At 55.5% G+C, this 15,767-nt stretch carries 11 protein-coding genes; 6 read left to right on the top strand and 5 right to left on the bottom strand.

Annotation, left to right across the window (positions count from 1 at the left end):
- Positions 1-27 precede the first annotated feature (27 nt).
- A complete protein-coding gene (locus RVY89_RS04780) occupies positions 28-729 on the bottom strand; it encodes a phosphohydrolase (protein WP_484827073.1) in 702 nt (233 codons plus the stop codon).
- Positions 730-1,037: 308 nt separating this feature from the next.
- On the opposite strand from RVY89_RS04780, the gene ompC reads away from it, so the two are divergent.
- A complete protein-coding gene (gene ompC / locus RVY89_RS04775; RefSeq protein ID WP_484827072.1) occupies positions 1,038-2,180 on the top strand; it encodes a porin OmpC in 1,143 nt (380 codons plus the stop codon).
- Positions 2,181-2,235: 55 nt separating this feature from the next.
- Here the strand turns inward: ompC and RVY89_RS04770 are convergent, their stop codons facing one another.
- Complete coding sequence (locus RVY89_RS04770; protein WP_484827071.1) at positions 2,236-3,099, bottom strand: N-acetylmuramic acid 6-phosphate etherase; 864 nt, start codon at positions 3,097-3,099, stop codon at positions 2,236-2,238.
- A gap of 163 nt (positions 3,100-3,262) precedes the next feature.
- Here RVY89_RS04770 and RVY89_RS04765 point away from each other — a divergent pair, with 163 nt between their 5' ends.
- Both RVY89_RS04765 and dcuR read left to right on the top strand, forming a co-directional pair.
- Positions 3,263-4,879: a sensor histidine kinase gene (locus RVY89_RS04765; protein ID WP_484827070.1), complete on the top strand. Its 1,617-nt coding sequence runs from the start codon at positions 3,263-3,265 to the stop codon at positions 4,877-4,879.
- Positions 4,876-5,595, top strand: coding sequence for a two-component system response regulator DcuR (gene dcuR / locus RVY89_RS04760; protein ID WP_023336197.1), 720 nt, complete (start codon positions 4,876-4,878; stop codon positions 5,593-5,595). The genes RVY89_RS04765 and dcuR overlap by 4 nt, the downstream gene beginning before the upstream one ends.
- Here the strand turns inward: dcuR and RVY89_RS04755 are convergent.
- Positions 5,576-6,538 carry an FAD:protein FMN transferase gene (locus RVY89_RS04755; protein ID WP_484827069.1) on the bottom strand — a complete coding sequence of 321 codons (963 nt, stop codon included), beginning with the start codon at positions 6,536-6,538 and terminating at the stop codon, positions 5,576-5,578. The two genes, dcuR and RVY89_RS04755, sit on opposite strands and share 20 nt — an antisense overlap.
- A 94-nt stretch (positions 6,539-6,632) precedes the next feature.
- On the bottom strand, positions 6,633-9,413 hold the full coding sequence (locus RVY89_RS04750; protein WP_484827068.1) for a flavocytochrome c: 2,781 nt from the start codon (positions 9,411-9,413) through the stop codon (positions 6,633-6,635).
- A gap of 609 nt (positions 9,414-10,022) precedes the next feature.
- Here RVY89_RS04750 and RVY89_RS04745 point away from each other — a divergent pair.
- Positions 10,023-11,531, top strand: a complete 1,509-nt coding sequence (locus RVY89_RS04745; protein ID WP_023325580.1) for an anion permease — start codon at positions 10,023-10,025, stop codon at positions 11,529-11,531.
- A 55-nt stretch (positions 11,532-11,586) separates the two neighbouring features.
- Positions 11,587-13,236, top strand: a complete 1,650-nt coding sequence (gene fumA / locus RVY89_RS04740) for a class I fumarate hydratase FumA (RefSeq protein ID WP_028019612.1) — start codon at positions 11,587-11,589, stop codon at positions 13,234-13,236.
- Here the strand turns inward: fumA and RVY89_RS04735 are convergent.
- On the bottom strand, positions 13,225-14,118 hold the full coding sequence (locus RVY89_RS04735) for a LysR family transcriptional regulator (RefSeq protein WP_484827067.1): 894 nt from the start codon (positions 14,116-14,118) through the stop codon (positions 13,225-13,227). The genes fumA and RVY89_RS04735 overlap by 12 nt on opposite strands.
- 105 nt (positions 14,119-14,223) lie before the next feature.
- Between RVY89_RS04735 and RVY89_RS04730 the strand changes: the two genes are divergently transcribed.
- Entirely contained in the window at positions 14,224-15,522 is a 1,299-nt protein-coding gene (locus RVY89_RS04730) for a serine hydrolase domain-containing protein (protein WP_484827066.1), read from the top strand.
- The last annotated feature ends 245 nt before the right edge of the window (positions 15,523-15,767 follow it).

The following is a 15,767-nucleotide window of genomic DNA, read 5'->3' as shown; positions in this document are numbered from 1 at the left end:
TAAAGACTGGGAACAGATTACCACAGTTCAGTTGCGCAAACTGCGACGGAAGCGGCTCAGCACCTGGCTATCCAGCCCGAGGCAGTCGCCGTGTAATTCGGCGCTAAGTTTCGCCATAAACTGGATCAGGAAATCGGCATTGTGACGTGCCAGTTCGCGGCCCATTTCCGTTTGCATTGTATCAGGCAAACGCAGCAGCTTGGTCTGAAAATGGTCGAGGGCAAACGCACGGTCGTCGAGGGGACGTTCATCGGCAAAGGGATCGTCTGCATCGAATAGCGGCACGCCCAGTGCGCCCGAGACGGCAAAGACGCGCGCCAGACCGATAGCCCCTAACGCTTCCAGCCGGTCTGCGTCCTGCACAATTTTGGCTTCCATGCTCTGCGGCGTAATCCCGGCGCTAAAGCTGTGCGCCTCAATCGCGTGCGCGACGGCGGCAGCGTGCTCTGGCGGAAAGTCAGGAAAGTCGCGGCGCAGAATCTCGCACGCTCTGCGCGCTGCCATCTGCGATGACCGACCGCGTTCGGGATGGTTTTTCGGCAGGCTGACAATATCATGGAAATAGCATGCGGTCAGGATCACCAGCGGTTCCACCATCTGGCGATCCATGATTTTTTGCGCCGTCATCCAGACCCGACGAAAATGCGAAATATCATGTGCGGTATCGTCGGTGCTGTGGTTTTCCTCGAGCCAGCGCTCAAATCTGTGCTGCCAGCGGGCAAGTTCCATCGTCATGTCCTGTTGATTAAAAGAGAGTGAATTATAACACAGACAAATTAAACCAATTTAAAAATAGAATTACGAAATACTTAATAATAATTACACCATATAAATTCAACCAATTAATTCATCAGAAAAATAAAGAGATTAATAGAAATATTTAGCAATATTTAACAGCATTTAATTACATTTATTTTTGAAACTAAATAACACCTCCTGGAATAGTATCATGCCTGTAATTACGGAGGGTGATTACATATATTCATATAAATTATGTTTAAATTATTCATATAAATTATTTCTAAAGGGAATATATAATGAAAAGAAAAGTTCTGGCAATTGTGGTACCCGCTTTATTAATGGCTGGCGCTGCCAATGCGGCTGAAATGTACAACAAAAACGGCAACAAAGTTGACCTGTACGGCAAAGTCGATGCGCGTCACACCTTCTCTGACAACGCTGGCGATGACGGCGACGAAACCTATGTACAGATTGGTTTCAAAGGCGAAACCCAGATCGCTAACAACCTGATCGGTTACGGTCAATGGGAATACAAAACCTTCGCTAACGATACCGAAGGCGCGGGTGACAGATCGTTTAACCGTCTGGCATATGCTGGCCTGAAATATGGCGAATACGGTTCATTTGATTATGGCCGTAATTACGGTGTCGTGTACGACGTAGAGGCCTGGACCGATATGCTGCCGGTATTTGGCGGTGACTCTTACACCTGGACCGATAACTTTATGAACGGTCGTGCTAACGGTCTGGCAACCTATCGTAACCAGGATTTCTTCGGTCTGGTTGAGGGTCTGAATTTCGCGCTGCAGTATCAGGGGGCGAACGAAAACCAGGATGCAACAGAAGATCAGGAAGGTACTAAAAACGGTCATGATAATGTTCGTTTCCAGAATGGCGACGGCTTCGGTATCTCTACCAGCTATGACTTCTCTGGCGATCTTACCGGCCTGAGCCTGGGTGCAGCGTACTCGTCTTCCGATCGTACCAACAGGCAGGTTGGATACGGCAAAAGCTATGAAAGCATTGGCTATGCGGGTGGCGAAAAAGCTGAAGCCTGGACCGTGGGCGCGAAATACGATGCTAACAGCGTCTACATGGCAATAATGTATGCTGAAACCAGTAACATGACGCCAATCGGCAACTTTGGTATCGCCAACCAGACTCAGAACTTTGAAGCGGTTGCTCAGTACCTGTTCGACTTCGGTCTGCGCCCTTCCCTGGCATGGGTCTACTCAAAAGGTAAAGACCTGGACGGTAAAGGATTCGATCAGGATCTGGTTAACTACATCGACCTGGGCATGACCTACAGCTTCAACAAAAACTTCTCTACCTATGTTGATTACAAAATCAACATGCTGGATCAGGACGAAGCGCTGTATGACACATACGGTATTTCCACCGATGACATCGTTGGCGTAGGCATGACCTACCAGTTCTAATCTCCAAAAATATCAAAGGCCGCAACTGCGGCCTTTTTTATATCTTCACTTTATATTACGGGGCTTCCTGCAGCGCTACGCGGATAAACCCGTTATTCTGCGCCAGCAGCTCATGGGCTTTCCATGCATCCAGCCCTGTCAGCACCATTAATACCGCCGTTTTGCAGTTATGGTTACAGCTCTCCAGCGCGGCTTTTGCCTCCGTCCGGCTGCATCTTCCCGCTTCCATCACAATGGCGATTTGCCGTTCAGCCCATTTGGTTGTGCCTGCCTCAAGATCCACGCGCAGATTGCTGTAAACCCGTCCGGTTCGGACGGCCAGCCCGGTGGCGATCATCGAGAGGATCATTTTTTGCGCAATCCCCGCTTTGGTGTTGATGTAGCCTGCGACGACATCGGCCCCCAGCTCCGGAGCGATAACCATGCTCGCCAGCTGTGCGGCTTCACTTTGCGCATCACCGGTAATAATGGCGACCGGTGAACCCAGCGACCACGCATGCCGCATTGCTCCCCAGACCCACGGCGTTTTTCCGCTGACGCTTACTGCCAGCATCATATCGTGTTCACCAAACTTGATGGCCTGAAGATCGGCAACGCCGCGCTCGTAGCTTCCTTCCCCTTCTTGTGCCGAAACGGCCATCACAGGGGTTTTGCCCGGCGCATATTCATCGGCAACCTGTTGCGCAATGCACCCCGACGGGCCCGCGCCAACGATGACCAGGCGACCGCCGTGGCTGAGCGTCGCGGCGGCGTTGTCCACCACGCGGGCGAGGGTATGTAAACAGGGGGCGATCGCAGCAGAAATGAGTGCATCATCCTGGTGAATGACTTTCAGCATGTCCAGCGTGGACAATCTATCAATATTCATCGTGCTGGCGTGCCGTCTTTCCTTGACCGAACCGGTAAGCATAATGCTCATAAACAGCCTCCTTATTATGAGTACCCACACACTATAGAGTGTTTTATATAGATGACCTGCGAGGAGGGTCACGAAAAGAGGACCAAATCCACGCCTTTACATGGCTTTAAGAAAAGCGCGTCATCGGCGATAATTACCCTTTCTTAATCATCGCGGAGTGTTGATGAGCGATTTGCAGCCTTTCCTTCCGACGCGCAAGCGCCCCATGAAGCTGAATACCCTGGTCACGTTGATGGTGTGCGCGATTATTGCCTCTGTGCTGCTGGTGGTCTTTGCGCTCTACTCCGTACAAATCACCCGGGCGACCCGCGATGATGTTAAAGACACCGCGCTCGGTATTGCCCGCACCCTCGCCGACAGCCCCGAGATACAGCGCGGCCTGATGCAGGCACCGCAGGAGAATATTATTCAGCCCATCGCCCAGGCGGTAACGAAGCGAAACGATCTGCTGTTCACCGTGGTCACCGATATGCGCGGGATCCGCTATTCACACCCGAACGAAGCGCTGCTTGGGCTGCATTTTATCGGCGACGATTTAACCCCCGCGCTGGAAGGCAAAGAGAACGTATCGGTTAACCGGGGGGCACTCGCCGAAGCGCTGCGCGTGTTTACGCCCGTCTACGACGGCCAGCACGAGCAGATCGGCGTGGTGGTGGTCGGTATCTCCCTGAATAAGGTTGAAGAGCAAATTGCCCGCGGGCGGCTAAACGCCGTCTGGACCATTTTATTCAGTATTTTTATGAGCTCGATGGCGATTTGGGGCCTGGTGCGGGTCCTGAAACGCATCCTGTTCGGGCTCGAACCTTACGAAATTTCCGCCCTGTTCGAACAGCGTCAGGCGATGCTGCAGTCGCTTCGCGAGGGGGTGCTGGCCGTCGATATTCACGGGCGCGTGACGATGATCAACCAGACCGCCAGAGAAATATTGCTTCTTCCCTCCGGCAAGCAGACCGAAAACGCCAGCGCGCCCCTGCTGGCCAGCCTGCGTGAAGTCTCAAAGACGGGCGTCGCGCGTCAGGATCAGGAGATCAGCTGTAACGGGCGTCTGTTGCTGTGCAATATGGTGCCCGTTAAAAGTCAGGATCGGGTGATCGGCGCCATCACCACCTTCCGTGATAAAACGGAAATCAGCCAGCTAATGCAGCGTATTGATGGCATGGTCAACTACGTCGACGCCCTGCGCAGCCATACGCACGAGTTTATGAATAAGCTGCATGTGATCCTGGGCCTGCTGCACATGAAGCGCTACGACAAGCTGGAAGAGTACATCATTCAGACGGCACAAAATTACCAGACGGATATCGGTACGATACAGAGCAAGGTAAAATCCCCGGTTATCGCTGGGTTCTTGCTGGGTAAAATCAACCGGGCGAAAGAAGCGGGCGTCACCCTGACGCTGGCGGATGAATGCCAGATACCGGATACCGCGAGTGAAGAGCAGGTCGCGGTGCTGATCACCGCGCTGGGTAACCTCATTGAAAACGCGCTCGACGCGATGGAAGGACAGCAGGAAGGTGAGATCGGCCTGCTGCTGCATTATCAGAATGGCTGGCTCAGCTGCGAAGTCAGCGACGATGGCCCCGGCATTGATCCCACTCAGCTGGAGGCTATTTTTACAAAGGGCTTCTCGACAAAAGGTGAAAACCGTGGCGTTGGGCTGTTCCTTGCTCGCCAGCAAATCCAGAACCTCGGCGGCGATATCACCGTCGAGTCTGAGCCGGGCGTATTTACCCAATTTTTTGTTCACATCCCCTGGAATAGCGAGAGGAATATCGCGTGATAAATGTATTAATTGTCGATGATGACGCCATGGTAGCCGACCTCAACCGTCTGTATGTCAACCGTGTTGAAGGTTTTAGCTGCTGCGGCGTCGCCTCCACGCTAAACCAGGCCGAGGCCATCATTAATAACCCCGGGCAGCCGGTCGATCTGGTGCTGCTGGATGTCTATATGCAGCAGGATAACGGGCTGGATCTGCTGCCCGTTATTCGCGCATCCGGCCGCCCAATTGATGTAATTATGATCTCGTCGGCTGCCGACGCAGCCACGATCCAGACCTCCATTCACTACGGCGTGGTGGATTATCTGATCAAGCCGTTCCAGTTCCCGCGCTTTGAAGAGGCGCTGAACGGCTGGAAGGCAAAGCACAACCTGATGGGTTCGCACCAGTACTATGAGCAGGCCGACGTCGACCGGCTGATCCACGGCGGGGCGCCGGAACTGGCGGACAGTAAAAAGCTGCCGAAGGGGTTAACGCCGCAAACGCTGCGCACGATTTGCCAGTGGATTGACGCTCACCCGGAAACGGAGTTTTCTACCGATGACCTGGCAAACGCCGTCAACATCTCCCGCGTGTCCTGCCGTAAATACCTGATTTGGCTCGCGCAAATCAACATTTTGTTCACCAGCATTCACTACGGCGCAACCGGTCGTCCGGTGTATCGCTACCGTCTTCAGCCGGAGCAGACCGGCTTGCTCAAGCAATACTGCCAGTAACGCGGTAGTCGTTATCCAGCAGGGTAAAGCGGAAGTGGTGTGCTGAAGAGAACACCACTTCTTTTGTTTTGGTCACAAAGATTGCTTCAATATCGGGGCGCGCGCGCAGGGCGGCACAGCCCTTCTCTACCCCCATGCCGTACATCAGCGTCGTCCAGATATCGCCGTCGATGGAGTCTTTCGAAACAATCGTCACGCTGTCCAGCTCGTTGTCCAGCGGATATCCGGTGCGCGGATCGAGAATATGGTGATAGCGCTTGCCGTTTTGCTCAAAGTAGCGCTCGTACGTTCCCGACGTCACGACGGACAGGTTCTCTACGGTCATCGTGCCGATCAGCGCGTCACCGGCGAACGGTTTTTTCAGCCCGACGCTCCAGCCCCCTTCCGGCGAGCCTAACGTCTGAATGTTTCCGCCGAGATTGATAAGCCCCAGCTCAGCGCCCTCTTTACGAAGGTAATCACGCACCCTGTCGGCGATATAGCCTTTGGCGATGGCCCCAAGATCGATCTCCATCCCCGCTCTGGTCAGAAACACGCTGCTGCTGGCCTCATCAAGGAGGACATCTTCTGGACGGGTTATCGCCAGCAGCGACGCGATTTCATCGGCAGGCGGAACGCTATCCCCCTGAAAACCAATCTTCCAGCGCTTAACCAGCGGACCTATAGCCAGGTTAAAAGCGCTGTCCTTGAACAGGCTTGCCGCTTTTGCGCAGCGGATCAGATCAAACACTGGCCGACTGACGGTGACCGGATGTTGGCCAGCCGCATGGTTGATGTCCATCACCTGCGAGTGCGCGCGGTTAACGGTGAGCAGGTCTTCATACTGTTTGATCAGGCGAAACACGCGTGACGCGAGGGCTTCATCGTGGGAAAAGAGTTTCAGGAGAATGGGTGAGCCCATCAGGACGGCGGAGTAGCTGTAAACGCGATGGTTATCAGGCATGGCAGGAGTCCTCAGATGTAGCCCCGGCTAGCACCGCGCCGCCGGGGAAAATGCCGGATAGCGCTGCGCGTATCCGGCCTGGGAAACAGGTGCCTTACCTCTTTTTCGAACGCAGAGCCGCCTGATGTCCTGCAAGGGTACCAAAAATAATGATATCTGCCACCGCGTTACCGCCGATACGGTTACCGCCGTGGATCCCGCCGACCACCTCACCGGCCGCAAACGCGCCTGGCAGCACGTTGTGGCTGCTGTCCAGCACGCAGGTTTCGGTGTTGATGGTCACGCCGCCCATGGTGTGGTGCACGCCCGGCGCAATCTGAATGGCGTAGAATGGCCCTTCATTGATTGGCGCACGCAGCGCGGTGGTACGACCAAAGTCGTCATCGTGCTGTTTTTCAACGAAACCGTTGTAACGTTCCAGGGTCGCCAGGAAAGCGTGATGATCCATACCGAGCGCTTCCGCCAGAGCTTTCGGCGAGCTGGCGCTGGTCACGAAGCCTTTGGCAATGTACTCATCAGCGGCTTTGTTTTTGGCGCGTACGTGCTCGTCAAAGACGATGTAAGCGTATTTCTCCGGCAGGTCGATGATAGACGCCGAGACTTTGTCGCGGGTCGACATCTCGTTAAAGAAGCGGTTCCCCTGCTGGTTCACCAGAATCGCCCCGCCGCCGCGGATGGATTCGGAAATCAGATACGAGGTTTTCTGCTCCACGGTTGGGTGAATTTGAATTTCGCCCATATCGACAGTGCCTGCCCCGATGCGCTCCAGCAGCGCGATACCGCCACCGGTCGCCCCTTTGTGGTTGGTGGTGACGAAACCTTCCAGATCCGGACGGTATTTCACTACCATCTGGCTGTTGGCGCTGAAACCGCCCGTTGCCACAATCACGCTTTTTGCTGCCACGGTGACGGTTTCATTCTCTTCGGTGGTCAGGCGCACGCCGGTGACTTCGCCGTTTTCGAAGATAATGTCGCTGACGGAGGTATCCAGCATTACCTCGATGTTGCGTTTGTTGACGTTACGCACCAGGCCGCTAATCAGGTAACCGCCCACCGCAGAACCGTCTTTTGGACGGTGAGTACGGTCGATGCTCATCCCGCCGGTGGTGGTGATGTCGTTCAGCATGACGCCGCGCGTTGCCAGCCACTCAATCGCCTGCGGCGCGTTCTCGACGAAGCGACGCAGCAGTTCCGGGTTATTCTTGTTGCCGCCGCCTTTCAGGCTTTCCTGGTAGAACAGCTCTTTACTGTCCTGAATGCCCTTCACGCGCTGGAAGCGGGTTTCGGCGGCGTTCATACCGGCAGAGGCTTTAATGGTGTTCCCGCCGATGGTTGGCATTTTCTCAACAATCAGCACGCTCGCGCCTTCGTCGTGAGCCTGAATCGCCGCCGCCAGACCGGCGCCGCCGCTGCCGACAACCACCACGTCCACGCTGCGGGTTTCGTTCGGGTCAACGCCCTCTTCCGCTGCCAGCGCTTTGCTGGATTTCAGCATTGCTTTAGAGACCGCTTTCTTCACCGCTTCACTCTGGCTGGTTGCGCCGGTGATGGCATCCACGTGCGGGGTATTGGCGTCCAGAATGCGGGTACGGATCTCTTCAAAGCTGGTGACGAACTCAACGTCTTCGCTCGGACCAGAGGCCAGCTCGATGTCCGCAATACGGTCGGTTTCCAGGCTGACGTTAATTACCAGCTCGTTCGCGTCGTCCTGCACCTTCTCGGTGAACATGCCCGGTTTGAATTTGGATTCGCCCATGCTCATGTCGCGGATCATCGCTTCTACCAGCGAGAAGCGCCACAGCGGTTCAGGAATATTCAGCGCCTCGCGCTGGGTGCTGTCCATAAACAGCTCCAGCGTTTCCCCGGCCGCGATGCGGTCGGTCCAGTCCGGATAGGCGATGGTGGCACGGCCCACGGCAATCAGGTCGTAACCGTGTTCAAGCGCTTCATTGGCATCGGCGGCATTCACCACGCCACCCACGCCCATGACCGGAACCTGCGCCAGCGTTTCAGAACGCATCGCGCAGTATTTTTCGATAAGCGGCGTCGGGTCCTGGGTGTCGACAATGGAAGGACGCAGGGTCGCGCCGACGGAGAAGTGCAGGTAATCCACACCGCGTGCCGCCAGTTTTTCCAGCAGGTACATGGTGTCTTCAAAGCGGATGCCCGGCACTTCCAGCTCTTCAGGGGAGAAGCGGTAGCCAATAATAAACGCGTCGTCCGCGTACTGGCGCACCATTTTGTGGGTGATATCCAGAACCGCCAGCGGGAACTTCGCGCGGTTATCGCGGCTGCCGCCCCACTCGTCGTCACGCTGGTTTGAATTCGGTGAGTAGAACTGCTGAATCAGATAGGTGTTTGCCCCGTGGATTTCCACGCCGTCGAAGCCGGCCTGGATGGCGCGGCGCACCGCTTCACCAAACTTGCCGATCATGCCTTCGACTTCTTCGCCAGTCAGCGCCACTGGGGTTGCTGCACCCTCACGCGGCGCGGCAACGGCGCTTGGGCCAACCGGCGTACGGCCACCGATCAGTTTCGGGTCAACCATGCGGCCGCCGTGGTAGATCTGCAGCAGGGCCTTAGAGCCTTTAGATTTAATCGCCTCCGCGATTTTCGCCAGACCGGCAATTTTCTCGTCATTATCAATACCGATCGCGCCCGGGAAGGCGAGGCCGAGATCGTCGACGAAGCAGCACTCCACAATGATGGTGCCGATACTGCCGGAGCGGGCACGATAGTACTCCACCAGTTCGCTGGTAACGGTGCCGTCGTAATAGCCGGTGCAGGTGGTCATAGGGGCCATTAACAAACGGTTTTTCAGTTCAGTGCCATTCGGTAATGTGAAGGGGCTAAGAATGCGTTCGTTAGTGCTCATAATAGAAACTCCAAACTTTTAAAAAATTAAGAATTCGTTATCGGATTGGTTTTTTAGTTCGTCGTTATTTGCCGATGTCATGATATTAATATAATGATTTTTTTAGTTTCTAAAGTTATTACGTTAGTTAAAAAACTATTTAATCCCTGCAATAACACAAATAACACATTGGTGTTAGCGAATGTAATTCAGCCATTCACAATAATTTAAAGTTCGTTAAATAAAAATTGGTAAAACCAATTCACAGACAAAACAAAAAATCACAAAAAACAACAACATAAAAAACACAGAAAACATAAATGTTACAAAAATGATAAAACAAACCAATAAAACAGGTAATACCCACATACGCCTGAGTGGTTATTAATAAAAGCATAAAAACAACGCTGCAATTCTGTTTTTTTGATCGCGATCAATAGTTATGGCATCCAAAAGCGCAATATAAAAACATCATCATTTTTTAATTTAGCGCCACCGTAAAAGCGTTAAATTGCTATTACTGAAAATACAAAACCGCACCTTTAATAACTAAAAAAAGCAAAGAAACTTAAGAAAGTGATTTTGTTTTTTCAGTACGACCGAATCTTTGACAACTTAAGACGTGAAACTATGAATACAAAAACTGCTGTAACGCCCCCTGTGGCGAACCAGGCATCAAATGGAAACGCAAAACGTCTGCTGATGATGGCTCTGCCCGTCATCGTCGCCGTACTGCTGCTGTTTGTTCCGGTACCGGAAGGACTGCCTCCTTACGCATGGCACTACTTCGCCATCTTCGTCGGCGTGATCGTTGGTCTGATCTTCGAACCGCTGCCGGGCGCGGTGATCGGTCTGACCGGCGTGGTCGCCATTGCCCTGTGCAGCCAGTGGGTACTGTTCAGCCCTGAGCAGCTGGCTGACCCGAAATTCAAGCTGGCAGGCGCCTCCTTTAAGTGGGCGGTGAGCGGGTTTGGTAACTCTACCGTCTGGCTGATTTTCGGTGCCTTTATGTTCGCCGCAGGCTATGACAAAACCCGCTTCGGCCGCCGTCTGGCGCTGATTCTGGTGAAGTACCTTGGCCGTCGCAGCCTGACGCTCGGTTACGCGATTACGTTTGCTGACCTTCTGCTGGCACCGTTCACCCCGTCCAACACCGCGCGCAGCGGCGGGACCATCTACCCGATTATCGCTAACCTGCCGCCGCTGTACGGTTCAAAACCGAACGACCCAAGCGCGCGTAAGATTGGTTCGTACCTGATGTGGGTGGCGATCACCGCGGCCTGTATCACCAGTTCAATGTTCCTTTCCGCCCTCGCGCCAAACCTGCTGGCCCTGGCGCTGGTGAAAAGTACGGTTGGGATTGATATCTCCTGGGGCACCTGGTTCCTCGCCTTCCTGCCGCTGGGCATCCTGCTGATTCTGACCATGCCGCTGCTGGCCTACTGGTTCTACCCGCCAGAAGTGAAGGTGAACAACGAAGTGCCGCTGTGGGCGACCCGTGAGCTGGAAAAACTCGGCAAACTGTCCCGCAACGAAATCCTGCTGCTGGTATTCGTGTGCTGCGCGCTGCTGATGTGGATCTTCGCTGCCGCGTGGATTGAGCCCGCTATGGCTGCCCTGCTCATCGTCGGCCTGATGCTGTGGACCGGCGTGCTGGAGTGGAACGATATCACCGGTAACAAAGCGGCGTGGAACACCTTCGTCTGGTTCGCCACCCTGGTTGCGCTGGCGGACGGCCTCTCCTCTACCGGCTTTATCAGCTGGCTGGGTAAAGAAGGCGGTCTGTTAATGAGCGGTATCTCTCCGGGCGTGGCGACCATCGTCCTGCTGCTGGCGTTCTACCTGCTGCACTACCTGTTTGCCAGCACCACCGCGCACACCACGGCGCTGCTGCCAGCGATGCTGACCATCGCCTCCACCATTCCGGGCATGAATATGGAAGTGTTTGTTCTGCTGATGGTGACCTCGCTGGGCGTGATGGGGATCATCACCCCGTACGGTACTGGTCCAAGCCCGATCTACTACGGTAGCGGCTACCTGCCAACCAAAGACTACTGGCGCCTCGGCACCATCTTCGGTGCCATCTTCCTGGCGGCCCTGCTGCTGATTGGCTATCCGTGGATGTCCATGATGTTCTGATTCCTGACCGCCGGACTTATCCTCCGGCGGTTTAATTTTTGTGGAGCAATACGCTATGTCAAACAAACCGTTTATCTACCAGAACCCCTTCCCTCTTGCGCATGACGACACCGAATACTATCTGCTGACCAAAGAGCACGTCTCCGTTGCCGAGTTCGAAGGCCAGGAAATCCTGAAGGTGGAGCCGGAAGCGCTGACCCTGCTGGCGCAGCAGGCCTTCCACGATGCCGCATTTATGCTGCGTCCTTCCCACCAGAAGCAGGTTGCCGCCATCCTCAACGACCCGGAAGCCAGCCAGAACGATAAGTACGTTGCCCTGCAGTTTCTGCGCAACTCCGAAATCGCGGCCAAGGGCGTGCTGCCGACCTGCCAGGATACCGGCACCGCGATCGTCATGGGTAAAAAAGGCCAGCGCGTCTGGACCGGCGGCGGTGATGAAGCGGCCCTGAGCCAGGGCGTGTATAACACCTACATTGAAGACAACCTGCGCTACTCCCAGAATGCGGCGCTGGATATGTATAAAGAGGTGAATACCGGTACCAACCTGCCGGCGCAGATCGATCTCTACAGCGTTGACGGCGATGAGTATAAATTCCTGTGCATGGCTAAAGGCGGCGGCTCTGCCAACAAAACCTATCTGTATCAGGAAACCAAAGCGCTGATCACCCCGGCTAAGCTGAAAAACTATCTGGTTGAGAAGATGCGTACCCTGGGGACCGCTGCCTGCCCGCCTTACCATATCGCGTTCGTGATTGGCGGCACCTCGGCGGAAAGCACGCTGAAAACCGTGAAGCTGGCCTCCACGCGCTACTACGACGCGCTGCCGACGGAAGGCAACGAACACGGCCAGGCGTTCCGCGATGTTCAGCTGGAACAGGAGCTGCTTCAGGAAGCACAGAACCTCGGCCTCGGCGCGCAGTTTGGCGGTAAATACTTCGCCCACGACATCCGCGTGATCCGCCTGCCGCGCCACGGCGCCTCCTGCCCTATCGGCATGGGGGTTTCCTGCTCCGCGGACCGCAACATCAAAGCGAAAATCAACCGCGACGGGATCTGGATCGAGAAGCTGGAGCACAACCCGGGTCAGTATATTCCTGAATCACTGCGCCAGCAGGGCGAAGGCGACGTGGTCAGCATCAACCTGAACAAGCCGATGAATGAGATCCTGGCGCAGCTTTCCGCGCACCCGGTCTCTACCCGCCTGTCGCTGAACGGGACCATCATCGTGGCGCGCGACATCGCCCACGCGAAGCTGAAAGAGCTGCTCGACAACGGCGAAGAACTCCCGCAGTACGTCAAAGATCATCCGATTTACTACGCGGGCCCGGCCAAAACGCCGGAAGGCTACGCGTCTGGCTCACTTGGCCCAACCACCGCAGGGCGCATGGATTCGTATGTGGACTTACTGCAGTCCCACGGCGCGAGCATGATCATGCTGGCAAAAGGCAACCGCAGCCAGCAGGTAACCGACGCCTGCCATAAGCACGGCGGCTTCTACCTGGGCAGCATTGGCGGCCCGGCGGCGGTGCTGGCGCAAAACAGCATTAAGAGCCTGGAGTGCGTCGCGTATCCTGAGCTGGGAATGGAAGCCATCTGGAAAATTGAAGTCGAGAACTTCCCGGCGTTTATCCTGGTGGATGACAAAGGCAACGATTTCTTCCAGCAGATCCAGAACCAGCAGTGTAAAGGCTGTTCACAGCGCTGAGTGCTTCCATACGTCCGGCAAGAGCGACAGCGTTTCAGCGATCGTGCTGCGCTTGTCGCTCCCCGGCTTCCAGATGGTGACCATCGTCTGACCAATCCCCTGGCTGCCCACTTCGGTGTGCAGCCTTTTTACGTTTTGCCACTGCCCGGCGTGAAAATGCGTCGGTAAGAATCCCCAGCCGCAGCCGCGCTCCAGCAAACCGCGCAGCATCTCCGGTTCATTGGTAAAGAGGGTATGCCCGGAAATCTGCAAGCGGCGCGCCACCGGCTCGTCCGAGGCGGGGTGCATGACGACCTGGGGCACCAGGGAGAGATCGAGCAGCGACAGAGGCGAAGAACGGTCAGCAAACAGCCCGCTGGCGGCATAAAAATCCATATCGATGGCACCCAGGGCACGCCAATCCATATCATTGCCCACGCTGCGGTTGCGTGCCTGGCAGATGGCGAGATCCGCCTCGTTGTTCGCAAGCAGCCGTTCCGATTCATCCCGCGAGGCGCAAATAAGGCTCAGGCGGATTTTTCGCACCGCCATTTCAGCAATTACCCCGTGCAGAAAGGCTCTGGGCGTAAAAGGATCGTAGACCAGCGTCAGGTCCTGCCTGGCACCGTGCGGCACCTCTCTGGCAAACGCCTCAAAGGCTTTTACCTGCCGCATCAGCAGGTGCGCCTGGCGCTGAAGCTGTTCCCCTTCGGGCGTGAGCCGCAGGGTGCGACCGTCGCGAATAAACAGCGCGTAGCCTAACCCATCCTCAAGAAAATCAACCAGATCGCGAAGCGTCGTTCGGTCCTTCTTCAGCGCCACCGCGGCTTTACTCAGGCTTCCGTTCTCGGCCACGGCGGTAAATGCCTCGAGCTGTGCAAAAGAGTAAATCAGTCCCGCCACGCTACGCTCCTTCTGTTTTTTGGGGGATTTTCCCCCGCTACGCGTTTTTTATTATAGCCCCGGGATTTTTAAACTGAAGCCGTTCCTAACCTGTAAGAGACGGATATGAAAAACAGAAAAGTAAACCATGCCCTGCTGGCGGGCCTTGTCTTCAGCACCCTGATCTCCCCTGCGGCAGTGGCGGCCTGTAGAGGCACCGACCTCAGCGCCTGCCCAGCCCCCTTCGACACCACGCTGCCTGACCCCCATAAGATGCTCACCTGGAGCCAGGCCGATCGCGTGGTGGGCTTTCGCAATGACTACCGCAACTACGCCGGGGATCGTTTCCGCCACGGTAACGCCGTGCCGCTGCAAATGTCTGACAAGCCGCTCACGGACGCACACTATCAGGTCAACGGCAGGCGCTACGGCCTTCAGGAGTACCTCAAGCGCCAGAACGTCAGCGGCATGCTGGTGCTGAAGGACGGCAAAATCGCCTGGAAGTACCTTGGAGAGGGCAACACCGACTCCACGCTCTGGACCTCTCGCTCGGTTGGGAAATCGGTGGTATCGGCGCTGGCAGGCGTGGCCCTCAAAGAGGGAAAAATTCACTCGCTCGACGACCTGGTCACGCGGTATGAACCCGACCTGAAAGGCACCGCGTGGGACGGCGTGACGCTTAAGCAGCTTATCACCCATACCTCCGGCGTGGCGTGGAACGAGGATTACACCAACCCTAAATCCGACTTCGCGCAGCTCACCGAGTGCGAGGCGAAGCCGGGTACCTATGACTGCGTGCGCAAGCTGGTGAAGGGGCTGCGCAGGGCGCACCCGGCCGGAGAGAACTGGTCTTACTCTTCGGGCGGCGCCTGGCTGCTGGGTGACGTGCTGGAGCGGGCCACCGGCATGACGCTTGCGGCCTATCTGGAGAAAAGCATCTGGCAGCCTTACGGCATGGCGAGCGACGGCGTGTGGCATGCCTACAGCAAAGGCCAGCACGACGTCGGCGCGCACGGCTTTAACGCCACGCTGGAGGACTGGGGACGCTTCGGGCAATTTATCCTGAACAACGGTACGCTGCCGAACGGTAAGTCCATCCTGCCGGAAAACTGGATCCGGCAGTCGTCAGACTGGACGAAGGCCAAAGGCTCGGTCTCTGACGCCCATCCCGAGGGGCTGTACGGCTATCAGTGGTGGAACAACGAAGTGCCCGCCAACGTCGCGGGCGTAGAGCCGACGGCACAGAATTCGCTAAAAGGTTCACTCTGGGCGCTGGGCATTTTCGGGCAGATGATTATGGTGAACCCGAAGGAAAATCTGGTCATCGTCCAGTGGTCTACCTGGCCGCAGGCGGAACCGTCCTTCAGCGCCCAGCCGCTGGAAGCCTCTCTGATGTTTAGCGCGATTGCCAGGGCGCTGCGCTAAATGGCCTCCGCCGGGTAACGACGCGGTTACCCGGCTCATTCTGAAACGCGCCTCTGCGCCACATCACAAAATCGCAATATCAGAGACTTACAGAATATTGGTGAATAAAAAGCCAACATTTTGTTAAGTTATTGTTGCCATTAATTGTATTTATTCGACGGATTATATTCATGCAAGAAATGCATCAGTCGATGCGGCATTTGCGCTTATCTAATTCCTCTTCCTGATCCAGTTTTCAGAAACAG

This window comes from Enterobacter sp. 3U4 (genome assembly GCF_057224565.1).
The sequence above is the reverse complement of the archived record's forward strand: the minus strand, read 5'-3'. Positions and strand labels throughout refer to the sequence as shown.

Bases quoted from the DNA above. Each gene is read 5' to 3' on its own strand.
- RVY89_RS04780 (WP_484827073.1), bottom strand. From the start codon at position 729: ATGGAACTTGCCCGCTGGCAGCACAGATTTGAGCGCTGGCTCGAGGAA.
- ompC (WP_484827072.1), top strand. From the start codon at position 1,038: ATGAAAAGAAAAGTTCTGGCAATTGTGGTACCCGCTTTATTAATGGCT.
- RVY89_RS04770 (WP_484827071.1), bottom strand. From the start codon at position 3,099: ATGAGCATTATGCTTACCGGTTCGGTCAAGGAAAGACGGCACGCCAGC.
- RVY89_RS04765 (WP_484827070.1), top strand. From the start codon at position 3,263: ATGAGCGATTTGCAGCCTTTCCTTCCGACGCGCAAGCGCCCCATGAAG.
- RVY89_RS04755 (WP_484827069.1), bottom strand. From the start codon at position 6,538: ATGCCTGATAACCATCGCGTTTACAGCTACTCCGCCGTCCTGATGGGC.
- RVY89_RS04750 (WP_484827068.1), bottom strand. From the start codon at position 9,413: ATGAGCACTAACGAACGCATTCTTAGCCCCTTCACATTACCGAATGGC.
- RVY89_RS04745 (WP_023325580.1), top strand. From the start codon at position 10,023: ATGAATACAAAAACTGCTGTAACGCCCCCTGTGGCGAACCAGGCATCA.
- fumA (WP_028019612.1), top strand. From the start codon at position 11,587: ATGTCAAACAAACCGTTTATCTACCAGAACCCCTTCCCTCTTGCGCAT.
- RVY89_RS04730 (WP_484827066.1), top strand. From the start codon at position 14,224: ATGAAAAACAGAAAAGTAAACCATGCCCTGCTGGCGGGCCTTGTCTTC.